Below are 17,463 nucleotides of genomic sequence, written 5' to 3' on the forward strand. Positions count from 1 at the left end.
GGGCAATGCCCGGTTTTGTCTTTCTGTGACGCTGCTATTTCAGATACTGGCCACTGCGCAGTGCTTCAATACGCTTATCCAGCGGCGGATGCGACATAAACAGCTCGCTCAGCGATTTGGATTTGCCATTGATACAGAATGCCATCATGGTGCTGGCTTCCTGCGGCTCATAGCTGGTTTTAAGACGCTGCAGCGCGGCAATCATCTTTTCACGGCCCACCAGTTTTGCTGAACCGGCGTCTGCATGGTATTCACGATGACGGGAGAACCACATGGTGATAATGCTCGCCACAATGCCAAATACCAGCTCCAGCACCATCGACACGGCGAAGTAAACCATCGGGTTACCATTGTTGCTCTCACCTTCGTCGCGGTTACCAGACAGGAAGCCGGAAGCCACCTGCGCCAGAATACGCGAGATAAAGATCACAAAGGTGTTCACTATGCCCTGGATTAAGGTCATGGTGACCATATCACCATTAGCGATATGGCTGATCTCATGCGCCAGTACCGCTTCGGCTTCATCACGGCTCATGTTCTGCAACAGACCCGTTGAAACGGCAACCAGCGACGCATCGCGTCGTGCACCGGTAGCAAAAGCGTTGATATCAGGTGCGTGATAAACAGCAACCTGAGGCATAGCAATCCCGGCCTGTTGGGCCTGTTGTGCAATGGTCTGCACCAGCCAGCGCTCCGTTTCGTTACGCGGCTGCTCAATAACTTCACCGCCTACGGATCGCAACGCCATCCACTTTGACATCAGCAGTGAAACAAACGCACCGCCAAAGCCAAACAGACCCGCCATGATCATCAGGCCCTGTACACTGCTTGACTGGATCCCTGTCAGGCTGAGGATCAGCCCAAAGACCAACATAACGCCCAGGTTGGTCAGCAGGAAAAGCGCAATACGCATCATAAAATTTTATCTTCCTCAATTAAGCCCGTTGCGGATAACTATCCTATGGGCATCAGGAAACTTTTCAAGCACTCTGCAGCTTTAAGTGTCTAAAAAGACATAACTTTACATTATCCTCCGCTGCGGATGGCAACCACGCAGAATCACTGACCGGAAGAAAAGATAAAGGGCGATAAGCTGACAATTGCAGGACTGTTTCAGAGATAAAAAAAGGGCACAGACTGTGCTGTGCCCTGCGGTTTATTTTGCTGCGGCTGGCGGCGTTTGCGCTTTTTCAAGCTGCGCCAGGTCGTTGGCAATATTCACCGTCTCATCCAGGTAGGGATCCGGTTCTTTATAGTCCTTCGGCAGATCGTCCAGCTTAGCCAGAGGCTTTTTACCTTCCTGTTGCAGACGGGCGTTGATCCGCTCCAGACGCAGTGCATCATCTTCATGATTCTCTTTCTCACGCTCGGCAAGGTTCAGAGAGATGATATTGCGCTTATCCTTCAGGGCATTAAAGCGCGCGATATCTTTGATGATGTACTGGAACTCACGATCTCTGGCAATGCGATCCTGATGGTCTTTGATCAGTTGCGGCTCCAGTGAGGTTAAATCACCGGTTTTGGTATAGTTTGCCGCATTGATGCTGTCCCAGGGCAGGGCATTGTCTTCGAACTTCTCACCGGTTTCTACCGCTTCAACACCGGTTGGCATCAACAGATCGGGCGTGACGCCTTTACGCTGAGTGCTGCCGCCATTAATACGGTAGAACTTCTGAATGGTGTACTGCACAGAACCCAGCGCAGGCCATTCCGGACGCAGCATCTGATCGTAGATCCGGTTCAGAGAACGATACTGCTGAACGGTGCCTTTACCAAAGGTGGGTTCACCCACAATCAGCGCACGACCATAATCCTGCATGGCAGCGGCAAAGATTTCGGATGCGGAAGCACTGAAACGATCGACCAGTACCACTAAAGGACCTTTGTAATACACGATCCCGTCGTTATCACTGTCTTCACGCACTTTACCGTTGTTGTCACGAACCTGAACCACCGGGCCGCCTGGAATAAACAGGCCGGACAGGGAAACAGCTTCGGTCAATGCACCACCGCCGTTAGTACGCAGGTCGATCACCACACTGTCGACGTTCTGCTTCTGCAACTTCTGCAGCTGCACTTTCACGTCATCCGTCAGGCCAACATAGAAGCCTGGGATATCCAGCACGCCGACCTTCTTGCTGCCCACATTATGCACGGTCATTTTGACCGCACGATCTTCAAGGCGGATCTTCTCGCGCGTCAGGGAGACGGTACGGGTTTTGGTGCCCTTCCCGGCTGGCAGGACTTCCAGGCGCACTTTGCTCCCTTTAGGCCCTTTGATCTGCGCGACAACGTCATCAAGACGCCAGCCGATCACATCCACCATAGGCTTGCCTGGCTGGCCTACACCCACGATGCGATCGCCAACGGTGATAGATTTGCTTTTGGCTGCCGGACCACCCGCCACCATGGAGTTGATCACGGTATAGTCATCATCCATCTGCAACACCGCACCGATACCTTCAAGAGACAGGCTCATTTCGGTATTAAACTGCTCGGTGTTACGGGGGGAAAGGTAGTTGGTGTGCGGATCGATTTCGTGAGCGAAGGCGGTCATCGCCAACTGGAAAACGTCTTCACTGTTACTTTGTGCAAGACGACGAACCGCAAACTGATAGCGCTTGGTCAGCACTTCGCGGATCTCTTTTTCGTCTTTGCCGGTCAGTTTGAGGCTCAGCTCGTCATATTTGACTTTTGCATCCCACAACTGATTCAGCTCAGCAGTGGTTTTTGGCCACGGCGACTTGCTCCGGTCGATATCAATCGTATCGTTACCGGTGAAATTCATGGGCTTATTCAGTACCGACAAAGCGTACTGATAGCGTTCGAACCGGCGTTTTTGCGCCAGGTTATAGAGATCGTAAAACACATCCAGCTTTCCGGACTTCAGCTCGTCGCTGAGGCTGGTTTTTTTGCTGGCGTATTGTTCGATATCTGAGGTCAGCAGCAAATTATGGCTGTAGTCCAGCAGATTCAGGTAACGTTCAAAAATCTTGACGGAAAAATCCTTATCAAGATCGAACTGACGGTAATGGGAGCGGGTGAAACGTGATGAGACACGTTCACTCACTGTTGCATGCTGAGCTTCCTGGTGCAGCTGAGGAATCTGATCGGCACGCGTAATGTTATCAGCAGCGAAGACATTCCCTGCCAGCAGCAGTCCAGCCAGTACGGTGGTTTTAAAAAAGTTGTTCATGCCCTGATTGGCCTCCGTATCAGAACTGCAAGTGTTCTGCGCGTACTATCATTGCCAGGCCGGAAGCCAACTGTACCCGGACGCCATTTTTGGTGATTTCAAGAATGGTGGCATCCATCGCACTTTTGCCTGCGGTGACTTTAATATTCTGCCCGACTTGCAGTGCTGCGGTATCGGTAACGGGTTTAGTGGCAGGTGCCTGACGCTCTGCGGAAGGCGCGCGCTCTGCGCTGCGAGCAGGTTTGCTGCGAACCTGACGCGGCTGCTCACCTTCGGCAGAAGGTTTACGGGCTGGTTTACGAGTGCGGCGTGGTGCGCCCTCTTCACCGGCTTCGCGTTTCTTCGCCTGCTGCTGCTCACGCTGTGCCTGAACACGCGCTTTGGCCTCTTCGAGCTGCTTACGTGCATGTTCCACATGCTGCTCATCAAGAACGCCGCAGGCATTGCCATCGAGGTCAACGCGAATGGCACCCGCTTTGATGCCATACAGATAGCGCCAGCTGGAGGTATAAAGACGCAGTGCGGAGCGAAGCTGAGTTTTACTCAGATTCATTTCGCCCTGCACGCGCTCAACTAAATCCTGAAAGATGCCAATCTTAAGGGGACGGGCTTCGCCTTCCGCACTGAAGCATTGGGGGAAACGCTCGGCCAGAAAGGCGATGACTTCTTTACTACTATTCAACTTGGGTTGATTTTCCATGAAATTTCCTGATTACAACGGTTGCCAACAAGCCGCAGGCATGAACAGGCGTCATTATAATGACCCCATCGGCAAATGCTACGTGATCCAGCGCTTTAGCTGCGTTTCATGTGAATAAATTTTTCCACATCTGACCCGGCAAGCACTTCACACAGCCCGTCAGTGAGGCTTAAAAGCCCTGCTTCGTCTTCGCTGTCAAAGCGGTTGTATTCCACGCTATCGATGTCCAGAACGCCGATTACCTGCCCGTTCACCACTAATGGCAGCACGATTTCAGCATTACTGGCCGCGTCACAAGCGATGTGTCCGGGGAAGGCATGTACGTCATCCACGCGCTGTACCCGTTTTTCAGAAATTGCCGTACCGCACACTCCGCGACCTACCGGAATACGCACGCAGGCAATTTTTCCCTGGAAAGGACCCAATACCAGAGTATCGGCTTCGGTCAACAGATAGAAACCTGCCCAGTTAACACCCTCAAGGCGTTCATATAATAATGCGCTGCAATTTCCCATCGCTGCCAGAAAACTGGTCTCTCCAGCGATAAGCGCGCGCAAATCACGGTTCAGGTCCGAATAAAACTCTGTTTTTGTCATTTTTTAACCATTGTGGAAACGTGTCAGGGGGCCCATTATGACCCCTTGTTAAAATAAGCATTAATTGCTCAGGCAGACAAGGTGAATCATTTCATTAGTTAATATACCCTTAGTCAGTCTGAAGCCTTAAGCATGACCCTGACGTGTCATTAATCTTTTATGGCGATAAAACTTAACCCTGCCCTGCACCTGCGCTGCCGGGCCTGAGAACCTCAGGATTATGAAAATACACGCCATCAGCCATGCTCTGCCCCAGGCACGTTATCAGCGTTGCCCCCAATGCGATACCCTTTTTTCCTTACCAGATGTGAAATCTAATCAGTCTGCGCACTGCCCCCGCTGTAATGCCCGAATTATGAATGGCCGTGACTGGTCTATGACCCGGCTCTCTGCGATGGCGGTAACTATGCTGCTGTTAATGCCTTTTGCCTTCAGTGAACCGCTGCTGACTATCCGGCTGTTGGGCACCAATATTCGCGCCAGTTTACTGGAAGGCATCACTCAGATGGCGCAGCAGGGAGAGATCATTACAGCCTCTATGGTGGCCTTCTGTACTATAGGCGCACCGGCCACGCTGGTTGCCTCTATAGCCTGGCTCTTCTTTGGTCCAAAGCTGGGGTTGAACCTGCGTCCGGTCTTATTAATGCTGGATCGGCTGAAAGAGTGGGTAATGCTGGATATCTATCTGGTGGGCATTGCGGTGGCCTCAATTAAAGTGCAGGACTATGCCGACATCACGCCTGGCCCTGGTTTAATCGCTTTTATTTCGCTGGCCGTACTGAGCCTGATTACTCTTATTCACCTGAACGTGGAGCAGTTATGGCACCGCTTTTATCCGCAGCCACAACCGCAGGTAGCCCCGGAAAAATTACAGGTCTGTCTAAGTTGCCATCATACTGGCCTGGCTGACGATCGCGGTCGGTGTCCCCGTTGTCACACGCCGCTTCGTTTTCGCCGTCGGTTCAGCCTGCAAAAATCCTGGGCGGCACTCATTTCATCAATAGTGCTGTTAATCCCGGCTAACCTGCTACCTATCTCGATCATTTACCTTAATGGTGCCCGTCAGAATGACACCATCCTTTCGGGTATTATGTCGCTGGCTTCAGGGAATGTTCCGGTAGCCATAGTGGTATTTGTAGCCAGTATCCTGGTTCCTTTCACCAAAGTTATTGTGCTGTTGACGCTGTTGATCAGCATTCACTTTAAATGTGAGCAGGGCCTGAAAACCCGCGTTCGTTTGCTGCGGGTGGTTACCTGGATCGGACGCTGGTCTATGCTGGACCTGTTTGTTATCTCGTTAACCATGTCACTGGTCAATCGCGATCAGCTGCTGGCTTTTACTATGGGACCGGCCGCCTTCTACTTTGGCTCGGCGGTCATACTTACTATCCTTGCCGTTGAGTGGCTGGATAGCCGTTTACTTTGGGATGCTCATGCAACAGGAAACGCCGACTACACCGACTAACGCGCGCATCAAAAGCCGGGGGAAAATTTCACCTTTCTGGCTGCTGCCGTTTATTGCGCTGCTGATCGCTGGCTGGCTTGTCTGGACTAACTACCAGGATCGCGGCACTACGATCACCATTGATTTTGCTACCGCAGACGGCATCGTGCCGGGCAGAACGCCGGTTCGCTATCAGGGAGTGGAAGTGGGTCTGGTGCAGGGCATCAGTATGACGGATGATTTACGCACCATCAAAATCAATGCCAGCATCAAAAGCGATATGAAAGATGCACTCAAGGATGAAACACAGTTCTGGCTGGTCACGCCCAAGGCCTCACTGGCGGGCGTCTCTGGTCTTGATGCGCTGGTTGGCGGTAACTATATCGGCATGATGCCGGGTAAAGGTCAGCCGAAAGATCACTTCGTTGCGCTGGATACCCAGCCGAAATACCGTGTAAACACCGGCGAAATGCTGATCCATCTGCATACGCCAGATTTGGGCTCGCTGAATACCGGTTCGCTGGTGTATTACCGCAAAATCCCGGTTGGGCGCGTTTATGACTACAGCATTAACCCCGGTAACAAAGGAGTGACTGTAGACGTGCTGATTGAGCGTCGCTTTACCAACCTGGTGAAGAAGGACAGCCGTTTCTGGAACGTTTCTGGCGTGAAAGCAGACGTGGGGTTGAACGGCGCAAAAGTCGAGTTGGAAAGTCTGGCTGCGCTGGTTAACGGTGCGGTCGCATTCGATTCGCCGGAGAAATCCGGACAGGCGCAGTCTGATGAAAATTACGATCTCTATCCCGACCTGGCCCACAGCCATCGTGGCGTAAGCATCGCACTGGATTTGCCAAACGGTAAAAATCTCAAGGTTAACAGTACGCCGCTGATGTATCAGGGGCTGGAAGTGGGCACGCTGACAGGTATGACGCTGCAACCCGGTGGCAAAGTCACTGGCGAACTGACCATTGATCCCTCCGTAACTGGCCTGATGCGGACCGGAACGCGCATTGAGATGCGCAGCCCGAAAATCAGCCTCAGTGATACCAGCCTGAGCAGTCTGCTGACCGGTAACACGCTGGAACTGGTGCCGGGACAGGGAGAACCAACAGATCATTACACCGTGCTGGAGAGCAATGAATCGTTGCTGCAACAGCCCAACGCGATTGAAGTGAAACTCACCGCGCCTGAAAGCTACGGTATTGATGCAGGCCAGCCGATCATGCTGCACGGCATGCAGATCGGCCAGGTGATCAGCCGGACGCTTAATGAACAGGGCGTCAGTTTTGCCATCGCCATTGCTCCGGATTACCGTCAACTGGTGCATGGTGACAGCAAGTTCATCATCAACAGCCGCCTGGATGTCAAACTGGGTCTGGATGGCATGGAAGTCCTGGGTGCCAGCGCCCGTGAATGGGTGGATGGCGGCATTCGCCTCGACCCCGGAAGTAAAGGCGAGCCTAAGCAGAGCTATCCCCTCTATTCCAATGCAGAAAAAGCCGCGGAAGGGATCACCACCGATCAACTTCCGGTTACGCTTACCCTCACTGCAAAAAGTCTGCCGGATGTTCAGGCGGGATCTGTCGTGCTCTACCGCAAGTTTCAGGTCGGCGAAATTGTCGATGTTATTCCAAGAGCCAATGAATTCGACGTTCGCGTGCATGTGAAGCAGGAGTATCGCAAGTTGCTGACGCCTAACAGCGTGTTCTGGTCTGAAGGCGGTGCCCGCGTCCAGCTTAACGGCAGCGGCCTGACGGTTCAGGCATCGCCTCTGAACCGGGCGCTGAAAGGCGCTATCAGCTTCGATAACCTGACGGGAGCAGGAGCCGGGCTGACCAGCAAAGACAAGCGCGTACTTTATGAATCTGAGACCACTGCCCGTGCCGTCGGTAGCCAGATCACTCTGCATACCTATGATGCGACCAAACTGGCCTCCGGAATGCCGATCCGCTATCTGGGCATCACCATCGGACAGCTTGAAAATCTGGCGCTCAGCCCGGACAAAAATCAGGTCATTGCCAAAGCCGTGCTGTATCCGGAATACGTTAAAGATTTTGCACGTCTTGGCAGCCGCTTCTCGGTGGTTTCGCCGGAAATTTCTGCCGCTGGCGTCAATCATCTGGATACGCTGCTTCAGCCTTATATCAACGTGGATCCAGGTAAAGGCCGTGCTCAACGCACCTTCGAATTGCAGGAGTCGACTATTACTGACGCCCGCTATCTCGATGGGCTGAACGTGATCATGGATGCACCGGAAGGGGGATCGCTTTCTGTGGGCACGCCGGTTCTGTTCCGTGGCATTGAAGTGGGAACCGTGACCGGAACCTCACTGGGCGCAATGGCAGACCGTGTGCAAATCACGCTGCGGATCAGCAAGAAATATCAGCACCTGGTCCGCAATAACTCAGTGTTCTGGCTGGCTTCCGGTTACAACCTCAAATTTGGCCTGATTGGCGGCGTGGTGAAAACCGGCACCTTCCAGCAATTTATACAGGGCGGCATTGCTTTTGCCACGCCACCGACCGTTCCGCTGGCACCACAGGCGACCTCCGGCAAACACTACCTGCTGGAAGACGAGGAGCCAAAAGATTGGCGTAAATGGGGAACCGCACTCCCGGGAAATTAACCTCAACGGGCAGCCTGGCGCTGCCCGTTTTTTTTCGCCGCAATGAATGTGATAAACTCGCCGCACTTATTTCCAGCGGAATCTTTCAGTGTCCTCTTCCTCACGCGTGTATTTCCCCGAAGCCTTCCTGAATCAGATGCACCAACTGTTGCCAGATACGGCAGAGTTTGAGCGGTTTATTGCTATCAGCCAGCAGCCTTTACGACGCAGCCTGCGCGTCAATACGCTGAAAATCAGCGTGACCGATTTCCTGGCGCTGGTTGAACCTTACCAGTGGGCACTGACGCCGATCCCCTGGTGTGAAGAGGGATTCTGGATCGCCCGTGATGACGCCGACACCCTGCCGCTTGGCAGTACCGCTGAACACCTTTCCGGCCTGTTTTATATTCAGGAAGCCAGCTCCATGCTACCCGTGACCGCCCTGTTTGCTGGTTGCCCTCAGCCGGAGACGGTGATGGATGTGGCTGCGGCTCCAGGTTCCAAAACCACGCAAATAGCCGCACGAATGGGCAATCGCGGCGCCATTCTCGCCAATGAGTATTCAGCCAGCCGCGTTAAAGTGCTGCATGCCAACCTCAGCCGCTGTGGCGTGAGCAATACGGCTATGACGCACTTTGATGGCCGCGTGTTTGGCCCGGCATTGCCCGAAAGTTTTGATGCCATCCTGCTGGATGCTCCCTGCTCCGGCGAAGGCGTTATTCGCAAAGATGCCGATGCGCTCCGTAACTGGTCAGAAGCGAGCACGGAAGAGATTGCCGCAACCCAGCACGACCTGATTGAGAGTGCTTTTCACGCGCTTAAACCTGGCGGTACGCTGATCTATTCAACCTGTACGCTAAACCGCAGTGAAAATCAGCAGGTGATCGCCTGGCTGCAGCAGCAGTATCCGGATGCTGTAGAGATCGAAACGCTGAACGATCTTTTCCCTGGGGCAGATAAGGCCGTCACCCCGGAAGGTTTTTTGCACGTTTTCCCGCAAATCTTCGACAGTGAAGGATTTTTTGTTGCCCGTCTGCGCAAGACCCATAGCGTTCCACCCTTACCGGTGCCCGGTTATAAAGTCGGCAAGCTGCCTTTTGTTCCGGTGAAGCCGAAGCAAAGAGATGAAATTGCGCAGGCCGCTGAGAAGTCAGGTTTACGCTGGGATAGCGAGACTCACCAGTTGTGGCAGCGTGACAAGGAGTTGTGGCTGTTCCCTGTAGCGATTGAGCCTTTACTGGGAAAAGTGCGTTTTTCCCGTATTGGCCTGAAGCTGGCTGAAACTTTCCCGAAAGGTTACCGCTGGCAGCATGAGGCCGTAATCGCCCTCGCCCAGTCCGATGCGAAAAACCGCTTTGAGCTGACGCTGAACGAAGCGGAGGAATGGTACAGGGGGCGGGATATCTACCCGGAACGGGCATTGCCTGGCGATGAAATGATCGTCACCTGTCAGCACCAGCAGATTGGTCTGGCGAAAAAAGTGGGTAGCCGAATCAAGAATAACTACCCGCGCGATCTGGTTCGCGATGGCAAACTGTTCTCTTCCTGACAGGATTACTGAACCTGCACCATTGTCAGCCGGTTACCGAATACCGCGCCGGTGTCAATGTAGTGCTGGTTCCACGCATCCAGCGGATCTTTCAATGGCGTATGACCGAAATAAAACGCATCGGCACCGGTAATTGTCTGGCCGGTGCCTCTCTGAAGTCGCTCTATTCTGGAGCGGCTCCAGACGGTTTTTTGCTCATCCACCTCTGCACCCCAGGCATAATGGGAGGAAGGGTAATCTGCATGGGCCACCACGACAATACGATCCTCAAGCTGTAAGTGCAGGATTAACGGCAATTCCCGGCAGCGATTGATGGCATGTTTCGCTTCAATCATCTCCACGCCTTCCAGCGCGTAAAACCAGTCACCTCCGTTCGCTATCCACTGCCGGTGCAGACCTTTACTCAACGCGTTGATCGCCATCTCTTCATGATTACCCCGCACGCTGCGAAACCACGGCTGATTCACCAGCGCCAGGCAGCCGGGACTGTCCGGCCCGCGATCGATCAAATCCCCTACCGAGATCAACAAATCTTCATCCGTATTAAAATGCCACGCCAGCAGTTGCTCATCCAACAATGCCCTGCAACCGTGCAGATCGCCCACAATGTAAATATGACGCCAGTTCTCACCGCTAAGATATTGATACAACATGATCCACCCTGAGTGCATTTACTGGAAGTATTGACTGGCTGTTTAAGCATTACGGTCTAAAGTATAGTCCGTTGAGGGTCTGGAAAAGCGTGCGCCATGAGCAACCGTAAACAGTTTTATTTCACGCTGGTGTTAATAACAGCTGGAAGTTTATTAATCATCGAAGTGTTAGCCCGACTGGTCCATCTGATTATTGTGGGCTGAGGCTGACAGCGTCAGATTGCTGAGGTCTGGCAACCCACTGACGCTGTAGCTGGCGGGATTATTTAGCTTTCAGGGCCCGCGGGTTTTTTCTCAGTGACGCCGACCAGTTGTACTCTTTCACTTCGCTCTCTTTGGCAGAGGCAGCTTTACGTGGTTTTTTCGCAATCACCGCTTTGGTAGTCTCTTTCACCACCCGATCTTTCATCACCTGGCGCTTGGCCTCTTTCAGGATTTCCTTTTCCTCTTTTTTGCTGGCCACATGGCTCAGCTTCGCTGTCAGGCTCTTAACCTTAGCCGCTACCAGCTCTTTCTCTGCTTCCGTAAACTGGTCGATCGAGATTTCTTTATCGCTTTTCATCAGGTTGGCTCCAGGCCATAACGTGCGGACGCATATTTCGCGTGTCGTTGTTGCTCCCTGAGGGTAGAGAATCGGCGCGGGATAAACAAGTGTTGGGTGAAATGCTACGGGTTTGATGGATCAATAGTGAAGGGGGTATGAAGCGGCTACGTGATTACCGGCTTCCTTTTCGTTTGCCTGGTTATACCTGGCTCTATGGAAGATAAAAGAAGCCGGCAGAGTGTGTAATTGCTTCATTTTAAGATACGTGATTGATTTTAAATACCAAACAAAAAAAGACCGAAGACGATTCCTATCTTCGGTCCAGGGAAATGGCTCTTTGTGGGAGCCGTGCGCTAAAAGTTGGCATTTATGCAGGCTATGTCGCCTTGCCTTTTAAAAGGTAGTACAGGCGTGAGGATTTTCCAGGCAATTGGAAAGGGGCTGACTGAAAGATGCCAGCTCTGTGATCGTGGCGGCAGAAATGGCTGGCCTGCCTTGCCGTGCGGCAAGACAGGGGTTTATTGCCTGATGGCAGGCTAGTTACATAACTTTTGCGTACGTTCGATGACTGGCGTCAGGCTCTTCATCTGCCCCGGATGCTGCGGGTCTTCACTCTGAATAATGCTGATGGACTGACCTTTAGCCTGACCACTTTTCACCAGCTCGCTGGCAGTATCATTGAGCGGATACTGCACCAACGTAGCCGGGTTGATGACAAACAGCGCGCCGCTTTTATCACAGGTCAGCATCACCTCTTCACGGCTGAACGGCCAGTTGTCCCTGCCCATTTCAAAACGGCTGACGGTGATAATCTGCGCCGCCATAGCGCTGGAACAAAAACTCATAGCAATCATCAGACTGGCCAATCTTTTCATGGTGTCGCACTCTCTCTCTCTAAAGCGCCTGCCATTACAGGCGATAAATATTTTCAGTCTCAGGCCGGTTCCAGCGTGGCAAACCAGCTAACCAGCAGCAGGACCAGCGCGGAGAGCGCCAGCTCCCCCAGCGTGGTCAGCAGAAACGCATGTTGCGCGTTTTCTCCACTGCGCTGAAATCGCGGAACCAGCCAGTAGCGGTTAAACAAGGCTACGGTGCACATCAGCATGACCAGTAGCGTTTTAATCAGTAGCAGCCGACTGTAGAACTGGAAACTGTCGGGCGGCCAGCCAAGGAGCAACAACGCATTGATTACTCCACTGATCACCACCAGCGCTACAGCCAGATGTCCATAACGTGAGAAGCGCATCAGCGTGCGGATGGCATCATAGCGCGTCGTCATCTGGCGGGCATCCTGCATCAGCATTGCTACCGGCAGCAATCCTCCTGCCCAGAATGCGGCGGAAAGAAGATGCACAATCTGATTACTGCGTTGCAGGAAGCCCATCACGCCATCCAGCATTGCCGCGTGGCCCACGAAAGCCAGACCCGCTAACTGCCCTGCTCCACTCACCAGCAATAATTGCTGCCGCAGACGTCCTTTAAGCAGCAATGCGGCGGCGCCCAGTAAAGCGGCTGCCAGTTGCCATTGCCAGACCTGACCGAAGTGGGTCTGCCATACCGCCTGCCAGATTTCAGGCCTGAGCACGTCCTGCCAGCCCTCCCCCATCAGTGCCGTTTGCACCGCCAGCAATAATACAGCGGTCAGCAGCGATATCAGGGCGCTGCAGCTCAGCAGAAGCCGGAAGCGTTGGGTCAGGTGGCCCCTGAAACGGGCCGGAGCCATCAGCGCGGTATACAAGCTGCCGCCTGTCAGAGCCATTAATGCAGCAAAGTGCAACCAGCGGCAGAGCACATAGAAAATCGTCAGGGACACGTTACTTCACGCTGAAGGAGTAGTTCCCGTTGGTTTTATGGCCGTCCACCGACAGCACATGCCAGTTCACCTGGTACTGCCCTGTCGTCAGGGGTTTTTGCAGCGGCACGATCAGCTGATTATGCTGTTGGGGCGCACGCTCAGCTTCCGCCAGCGGCATGGCTTTCTGACCAGCGTCGGTGATTGTTACTCCGCTAAAGGCAGGTTCAATGTCTTCGGTAAAGGTCAGGGTCAGCGCCTGAGGCGAAGCCTCCATGCTGGCATCCGCTGCCGGATACTGGTTTTTCAGATGAGCATGGGCCGAAGCCTGCTGTGATAGAGCGGCGGTGGTCAGCGCCAGAGCAAAAACCATAAAGATCTTACGCATAATCGTCGTATCATCCTGTCCTTGGCAGCCCGATAGCTGCGATGAGGCCAAAAGGATACTCCGCCTAAAATTGAGTGTCGAGCCGTTAACAACCCGTAACGGTGCCCAGGCTTGCGAAAGTGCACTAACTGCTATATTTTTGCCGTCGGAACAGGAGAAACGTGGATGAATCACAATCTGGCTGAATGGCCGCAGGAAGAGAAAGATAAGGTCAACGTCGACCTGGCAGCCGCGGGCGTCGCATTTAAAGAGCGATATAATATGCCGGTGATTGCTGAAATGGTGGAGCGTGAGCAACCTGAAGCCCTGCGGGAGTGGTTCCGTCAGCGGCTGACGCAGTATCGCCAGGCTTCTCTGAGCCTGTCACGCTTACCCTATGAACCCAAAATGAAATAGCTCAGAATTTGACTTATTTCCCTTGTTATTCCTCACCGCTTCGGTTGAGATAAAGGTCCGTTTCAGGCCTGTTGGAGAAATTATGTCTGTCTGGAGTATCGCTGCTGCTCAATCGGGATCGCGCCAGGGTGACATCCCCTGGAACATTGCCCGTCATCTCGACTTTATACGTCAGGCGGCCGTTCATCATGTTGATTTGCTAATCTTCCCTGAACTTTCCCTTACCGGCTATGAACTTACTGGCACTCCTGAACTGGCGATGGCGATGGACGATCCCCGTTTGCAGGTTTTTGCCGATGCCGCAACCGAACACCAGATGTCGATTGTGATTGGGCTTCCGCTGACTAATGGCGATAACATCCTGCTGAGCGCGCTGGCTTTCCTGGCTGATGGCACCCGGATGGCTTATGGCAAACGCAATCTGATGGGTGATGAGAATCTGTTTTTCACCGCTGGCGAGGGTGTCCCGCTGTTCGGTTATCACCAGCATCATGTGGCGATGGCCATCTGCGCGGATATCAGCGTAGAGGAGTTTGCCCGTGATGCCGCAAGACGTGGCGCAAATCTTTATGCCACCGGCGTGCTGGTTTCTGAGAACGGCTATCACTCGGATTGTGAATATCTCGCCCGCTGGTCCCGCGAGTACAAAATGGCGGTGCTGATGGCCAATCATGCCCTGCCGACAGGCGGTTACCAGAGCGCTGGCAAAAGCGTTTTATGGGATGAAAGCGGCCGGCGGGTGGTTACGGGCGGTGAAGGCGAACAGTTGGTTATCGCCAGAAGAACGGGCACAGAGTGGCAGGGAGAAGTCTATTCCTTAGGCCTTGCACCCGCAATCTGACAAGGACGCACCATGTTAAGAGTAATAGATACCGAAACCTGTGGTCTGCAGGGGGGCATTGTAGAAGTGGCTTCTGTGGATGTGGTTAACGGCGAAATTGTTAACCCCATGAGCGATCTGATCTGCCCTGACCGGCCGATTGGTCGCCAGGCTATGGCTATTCACCGGATTACTGAAGCGATGGTGGCGGATATGCCGCCCATCGAACAGGCTATCAGTCGCTATCACGGCAGCCCTTACTATGTCGCGCACAATGCCAGTTTCGATCGGCGGATGCTGCCCGAAATGAACGGTGAGTGGATTTGTACCATGACCCTGGCCAGAGGGTTATGGCCGGGTATCAAATACAGCAATCAGGCACTGCGGGAAACGTTGCAGCTGGAAGTGACGCCGCCTTCAGATTTGCATGCTCACCGTGCGCTCTATGACTGTTACGTCACTGCGGCGCTGCTGATCCGTATCATGGATTATTCAGGGTGGGATGCAGCGGAGATGGTTCGCCGTATGCAGGTTCGGGGATCAAGCGCGACCTTCCCGTTTGGCAAATACCGGGGCAGTAAAGTAGATGATGTGGCAAAACGGGATCCGGGATATCTCAAATGGATGATGAAAAACATCCCGGATCTTAAGCCAGATCTGCGCAGCGCCATCGAAAGAGCGCTGTCAGCAGAGTAATCAGTCAGCGCCGAGCGTTTTTTGCGCCAGCGCAATCAAAAAGGCGTACTCCAGCGCCACACCTTCATAGGCTTTAAACCGGCCTGACTTGCCGCCATGCCCCGACTCCATGTCGGTGCAAATCATCAGCAGGTTGTCATCGGTTTTCAGCTCACGCAGCTTGGCTACCCATTTCGCCGGCTCCCAGTACTGAACCTGGGAATCATGCAGGCCGGTGGTGACCAGCAGATGTGGGTAAGCCTGTTCGCTTACCCGGTCGTAAGGGCTGTACTGACTGATATAGCGGTAATAGGTTTCGTCAGCCGGATTACCCCATTCATCATACTCTCCGGTAGTCAGCGGAATGGACTCATCAAGCATGGTGGTCACCACATCCACAAATGGCACCTGTGCCACCACCCCACGGAAACGCTCCGGTGCCATGTTCATCACCGCCCCCATCAGCAGGCCGCCCGCGCTGCCGCCCATGGCATACAGCCGGTCAGGATGGCCATATTTTTGCGCCACCAGCGCATCGGTAATATCGATAAAGTCGGTGAAGGTATTCATTTTGTTCAGCAGACGACCTTCGTCATACCACTGCTGACCCAGCTCTCCGCCGCCACGAATATGCGTCAGCGCAAAGACGAAGCCGCGATCCAGCAGGCTCAGACGACTGGCGCTAAAGTCCGCATCCATGCTGCTGCCATAGGAGCCGTAGCCGTAAACCAGCAGCGGATTTTCACCTGGCTGATAATGTTCACGATGATAAACCAGCGAAACGGGGACCTGGACGCCATCACGGGCGGTGATCCAGTGGCGTTCGCTGCGGTAGTGGCTGGCATCAAAGCCTTTAACTTCGGTCTGCTTCAATACTTTGCGTTCACCACTGTCCATATCCAGTTCAAACAGCGTATCCGGCGTGGTCATTGAGGAGTAACCGTAGCGTAGTTTGCTGGTTTCAGGGCTGGGGTTATAGGAGAGCCAGGTAACATAAGCGGGATCGTCAAAGGCGATACCGTTATCCTTGCCGGTTTGCCAGTTGATCTGACGCAGGCTGGTCAGCCCACGTTCACGCTCTTCAACAACCAGCCAGTCACGGAACAGGCTGAAGTCTTCCAGCACCACGTCTGCCCTGGCCGGGATTAGGGTTTCCCACTGTTCTTCAGCAACGTCTGAGGTGCGATACAGGCCAAAATTTTTCCCTTCGCGGTTAGACCGCACGAAAAATTGCTGCTGATAGTGGTCAACGCTGTACTCGTGATCCTTACGGCGCGGGCAGAACATCTGTGGCTGTGACTCAGGATCACTGGCATCCAGCAGCAGGATTTCGCTGGTAGTGCTGCTGCTCAGTGAGATCAGGATAAAATCTTCAGAGGTGGTTTTATGTACGCCGACATAGAAGGTGTCGTCCTTCTCTTCGTAGACCAGCACGTCCTCCTGCTGGCTGGTGCCCAACTTGTGGCGCCAGACCTGCCACGGCAGCAGGGTTTGCTTGTGCTTCAATACATAAAACAGCGTGCTGCTGTCACCGGCCCAGGTAAAGCTGGAAGAGACATTTTCAAGAACTTCCGGATACCAGCTTCCGGTTTCCAGATTGCAAAAGCGAATCCCGTAGATGCGGCGTGAAAGGAAATCTTCCGCCACCGCCATAATGGCGTTATCCGGAGTGATAGCGATGCCACCCAGCGTATAAAACTCGCTCTGCGCCGCTCGCTGATTTCCATCCAGCAAAACATCCCACCGATCGGGCTCAGGGGTGTTTTCAGGCTGACGGGCATAAATGGTGTATTCGTTGCCCTCTTCGTAGCGACTTTGATAACGGTAGCCTTTTTTCACATAGGGCACAGAGTGATCGCGTTGAGGAATACGGGCGATAATTTCCTGTAGCAGGTTTTCCTGCAAGGCTTTCTGCGACTGCATAATTTCTTTGCCGTACGCATTTTCGGCATGCAGATATTCCAGTACCGCGGGATCTTCACGTTCATCATCGCGCATCCAGTAATAATTATCGGTGCGAGTCTCGCCGTGAAGCGTCATTTCAAAAGGAATTTTTTTGGCAATCGGTGGTTTTATCATGGTTCAGCCCCGCAGGATCAAGTACA

16 protein-coding genes are annotated in these 17,463 nt (G+C 53.4%); 6 read left to right on the forward strand and 10 right to left on the reverse strand.

Annotated elements, in window-relative coordinates:
- Nucleotides 1–34: 34 nt before the first annotated feature.
- The 4 genes from htpX to VRC33_RS12775 form a co-directional block, all read right to left on the reverse strand.
- Entirely contained in the window at nt 35–916 is an 882-nt protein-coding gene (gene htpX / locus VRC33_RS12760) for a protease HtpX (RefSeq protein ID WP_338556360.1), read from the reverse strand.
- Between the two features lie 240 nt (nt 917–1,156).
- Complete coding sequence (gene prc / locus VRC33_RS12765; RefSeq protein ID WP_338556362.1) at nt 1,157–3,196, reverse strand: carboxy terminal-processing peptidase; 2,040 nt, start codon at nt 3,194–3,196, stop codon at nt 1,157–1,159.
- A 19-nt stretch (nt 3,197–3,215) separates the two neighbouring features.
- Complete coding sequence (proQ, locus tag VRC33_RS12770) at nt 3,216–3,896, reverse strand: RNA chaperone ProQ (protein WP_338556364.1); 681 nt, start codon at nt 3,894–3,896, stop codon at nt 3,216–3,218.
- A 95-nt stretch (nt 3,897–3,991) separates the two neighbouring features.
- The gene (locus VRC33_RS12775) at nt 3,992–4,492 is read right to left on the reverse strand and encodes a GAF domain-containing protein (protein WP_338556366.1); all 501 of its coding nucleotides are present in this window, start codon (nt 4,490–4,492) and stop codon (nt 3,992–3,994) included.
- A gap of 220 nt (nt 4,493–4,712) precedes the next feature.
- Here VRC33_RS12775 and yebS point away from each other — a divergent pair, with 220 nt between their 5' ends.
- The 3 genes from yebS (at nt 4,713) to rsmF (ending at nt 10,090) form a co-directional block, all read left to right on the forward strand.
- On the forward strand, nt 4,713–5,957 hold the full coding sequence (gene yebS / locus VRC33_RS12780; RefSeq protein ID WP_338556368.1) for a membrane integrity lipid transport subunit YebS: 1,245 nt from the start codon (nt 4,713–4,715) through the stop codon (nt 5,955–5,957).
- On the forward strand, nt 5,926–8,562 hold the full coding sequence (locus VRC33_RS12785) for an MlaD family protein (protein WP_338556370.1): 2,637 nt from the start codon (nt 5,926–5,928) through the stop codon (nt 8,560–8,562). Before yebS ends, VRC33_RS12785 begins: the two co-directional genes overlap by 32 nt.
- A 136-nt stretch (nt 8,563–8,698) precedes the next feature.
- Nucleotides 8,699–10,090 carry a 16S rRNA (cytosine(1407)-C(5))-methyltransferase RsmF gene (gene rsmF, locus VRC33_RS12790; RefSeq protein WP_338564289.1) on the forward strand — a complete coding sequence of 464 codons (1,392 nt, stop codon included), beginning with the start codon at nt 8,699–8,701 and terminating at the stop codon, nt 10,088–10,090.
- 5 nt (nt 10,091–10,095) lie between these two features.
- Here rsmF and VRC33_RS12795 read toward each other — a convergent pair whose 3' ends face one another.
- From VRC33_RS12795 to yobA, 5 genes are all read right to left on the reverse strand, one after another.
- Nucleotides 10,096–10,743, reverse strand: a complete 648-nt coding sequence (locus VRC33_RS12795) for a metallophosphoesterase (protein ID WP_338556373.1) — start codon at nt 10,741–10,743, stop codon at nt 10,096–10,098.
- Nucleotides 10,744–11,005: 262 nt separating this feature from the next.
- Nucleotides 11,006–11,305, reverse strand: coding sequence for a hypothetical protein (locus VRC33_RS12800; protein WP_338556377.1), 300 nt, complete (start codon nt 11,303–11,305; stop codon nt 11,006–11,008).
- Nucleotides 11,306–11,823: 518 nt separating this feature from the next.
- A complete protein-coding gene (locus tag VRC33_RS12805; protein WP_338556381.1) occupies nt 11,824–12,162 on the reverse strand; it encodes a YebY family protein in 339 nt (112 codons plus the stop codon).
- A 59-nt stretch (nt 12,163–12,221) separates the two neighbouring features.
- Nucleotides 12,222–13,100: a copper homeostasis membrane protein CopD gene (gene copD / locus VRC33_RS12810; protein WP_338556383.1), complete on the reverse strand. Its 879-nt coding sequence runs from the start codon at nt 13,098–13,100 to the stop codon at nt 12,222–12,224.
- Between the two features lies 1 nt (nt 13,101).
- Nucleotides 13,102–13,467: a CopC domain-containing protein YobA gene (yobA, locus tag VRC33_RS12815; RefSeq protein WP_338556385.1), complete on the reverse strand. Its 366-nt coding sequence runs from the start codon at nt 13,465–13,467 to the stop codon at nt 13,102–13,104.
- A 165-nt stretch (nt 13,468–13,632) separates the two neighbouring features.
- Between yobA and VRC33_RS12820 the strand changes: the two genes are divergently transcribed.
- From VRC33_RS12820 to exoX, 3 genes are all read left to right on the forward strand, one after another.
- Nucleotides 13,633–13,863: a DNA polymerase III subunit theta gene (locus VRC33_RS12820; RefSeq protein WP_338556387.1), complete on the forward strand. Its 231-nt coding sequence runs from the start codon at nt 13,633–13,635 to the stop codon at nt 13,861–13,863.
- A gap of 82 nt (nt 13,864–13,945) precedes the next feature.
- A complete protein-coding gene (locus VRC33_RS12825) occupies nt 13,946–14,704 on the forward strand; it encodes a carbon-nitrogen hydrolase family protein (RefSeq protein ID WP_338556389.1) in 759 nt (252 codons plus the stop codon).
- Nucleotides 14,705–14,716: 12 nt separating this feature from the next.
- Nucleotides 14,717–15,379 carry an exodeoxyribonuclease X gene (gene exoX, locus VRC33_RS12830; RefSeq protein ID WP_338556391.1) on the forward strand — a complete coding sequence of 221 codons (663 nt, stop codon included), beginning with the start codon at nt 14,717–14,719 and terminating at the stop codon, nt 15,377–15,379.
- Here the strand turns inward: exoX and VRC33_RS12835 are convergent, their stop codons facing one another.
- The gene (locus tag VRC33_RS12835) at nt 15,380–17,434 is read right to left on the reverse strand and encodes a prolyl oligopeptidase family serine peptidase (RefSeq protein WP_338564290.1); all 2,055 of its coding nucleotides are present in this window, start codon (nt 17,432–17,434) and stop codon (nt 15,380–15,382) included.
- Nucleotides 17,435–17,463: the final 29 nt, after the last annotated feature.

The organism is Erwinia sp. E_sp_B01_1, assembly GCF_036865545.1.
Lineage (GTDB): Bacteria > Pseudomonadota > Gammaproteobacteria > Enterobacterales > Enterobacteriaceae > Erwinia.

What these genes read in the sequence shown, in the direction of transcription:
- exoX (WP_338556391.1), top strand. Translation starts at nt 14,717, where the DNA reads ATGTTAAGAGTAATAGATACCGAAACCTGTGGTCTGCAGGGGGGCATT.
- yebS (WP_338556368.1), top strand. Translation starts at nt 4,713, where the DNA reads ATGAAAATACACGCCATCAGCCATGCTCTGCCCCAGGCACGTTATCAG.
- VRC33_RS12775 (WP_338556366.1), bottom strand. Translation starts at nt 4,492, where the DNA reads ATGACAAAAACAGAGTTTTATTCGGACCTGAACCGTGATTTGCGCGCG.
- VRC33_RS12825 (WP_338556389.1), top strand. Translation starts at nt 13,946, where the DNA reads ATGTCTGTCTGGAGTATCGCTGCTGCTCAATCGGGATCGCGCCAGGGT.
- rsmF (WP_338564289.1), top strand. Translation starts at nt 8,699, where the DNA reads ATGCACCAACTGTTGCCAGATACGGCAGAGTTTGAGCGGTTTATTGCT.
- VRC33_RS12795 (WP_338556373.1), bottom strand. Translation starts at nt 10,743, where the DNA reads ATGTTGTATCAATATCTTAGCGGTGAGAACTGGCGTCATATTTACATT.
- VRC33_RS12820 (WP_338556387.1), top strand. Translation starts at nt 13,633, where the DNA reads ATGAATCACAATCTGGCTGAATGGCCGCAGGAAGAGAAAGATAAGGTC.
- proQ (WP_338556364.1), bottom strand. Translation starts at nt 3,896, where the DNA reads ATGGAAAATCAACCCAAGTTGAATAGTAGTAAAGAAGTCATCGCCTTT.
- yobA (WP_338556385.1), bottom strand. Translation starts at nt 13,467, where the DNA reads ATGCGTAAGATCTTTATGGTTTTTGCTCTGGCGCTGACCACCGCCGCT.
- htpX (WP_338556360.1), bottom strand. Translation starts at nt 916, where the DNA reads ATGATGCGTATTGCGCTTTTCCTGCTGACCAACCTGGGCGTTATGTTG.
- VRC33_RS12805 (WP_338556381.1), bottom strand. Translation starts at nt 12,162, where the DNA reads ATGAAAAGATTGGCCAGTCTGATGATTGCTATGAGTTTTTGTTCCAGC.
- VRC33_RS12785 (WP_338556370.1), top strand. Translation starts at nt 5,926, where the DNA reads ATGCAACAGGAAACGCCGACTACACCGACTAACGCGCGCATCAAAAGC.
- prc (WP_338556362.1), bottom strand. Translation starts at nt 3,196, where the DNA reads ATGAACAACTTTTTTAAAACCACCGTACTGGCTGGACTGCTGCTGGCA.
- VRC33_RS12800 (WP_338556377.1), bottom strand. Translation starts at nt 11,305, where the DNA reads ATGAAAAGCGATAAAGAAATCTCGATCGACCAGTTTACGGAAGCAGAG.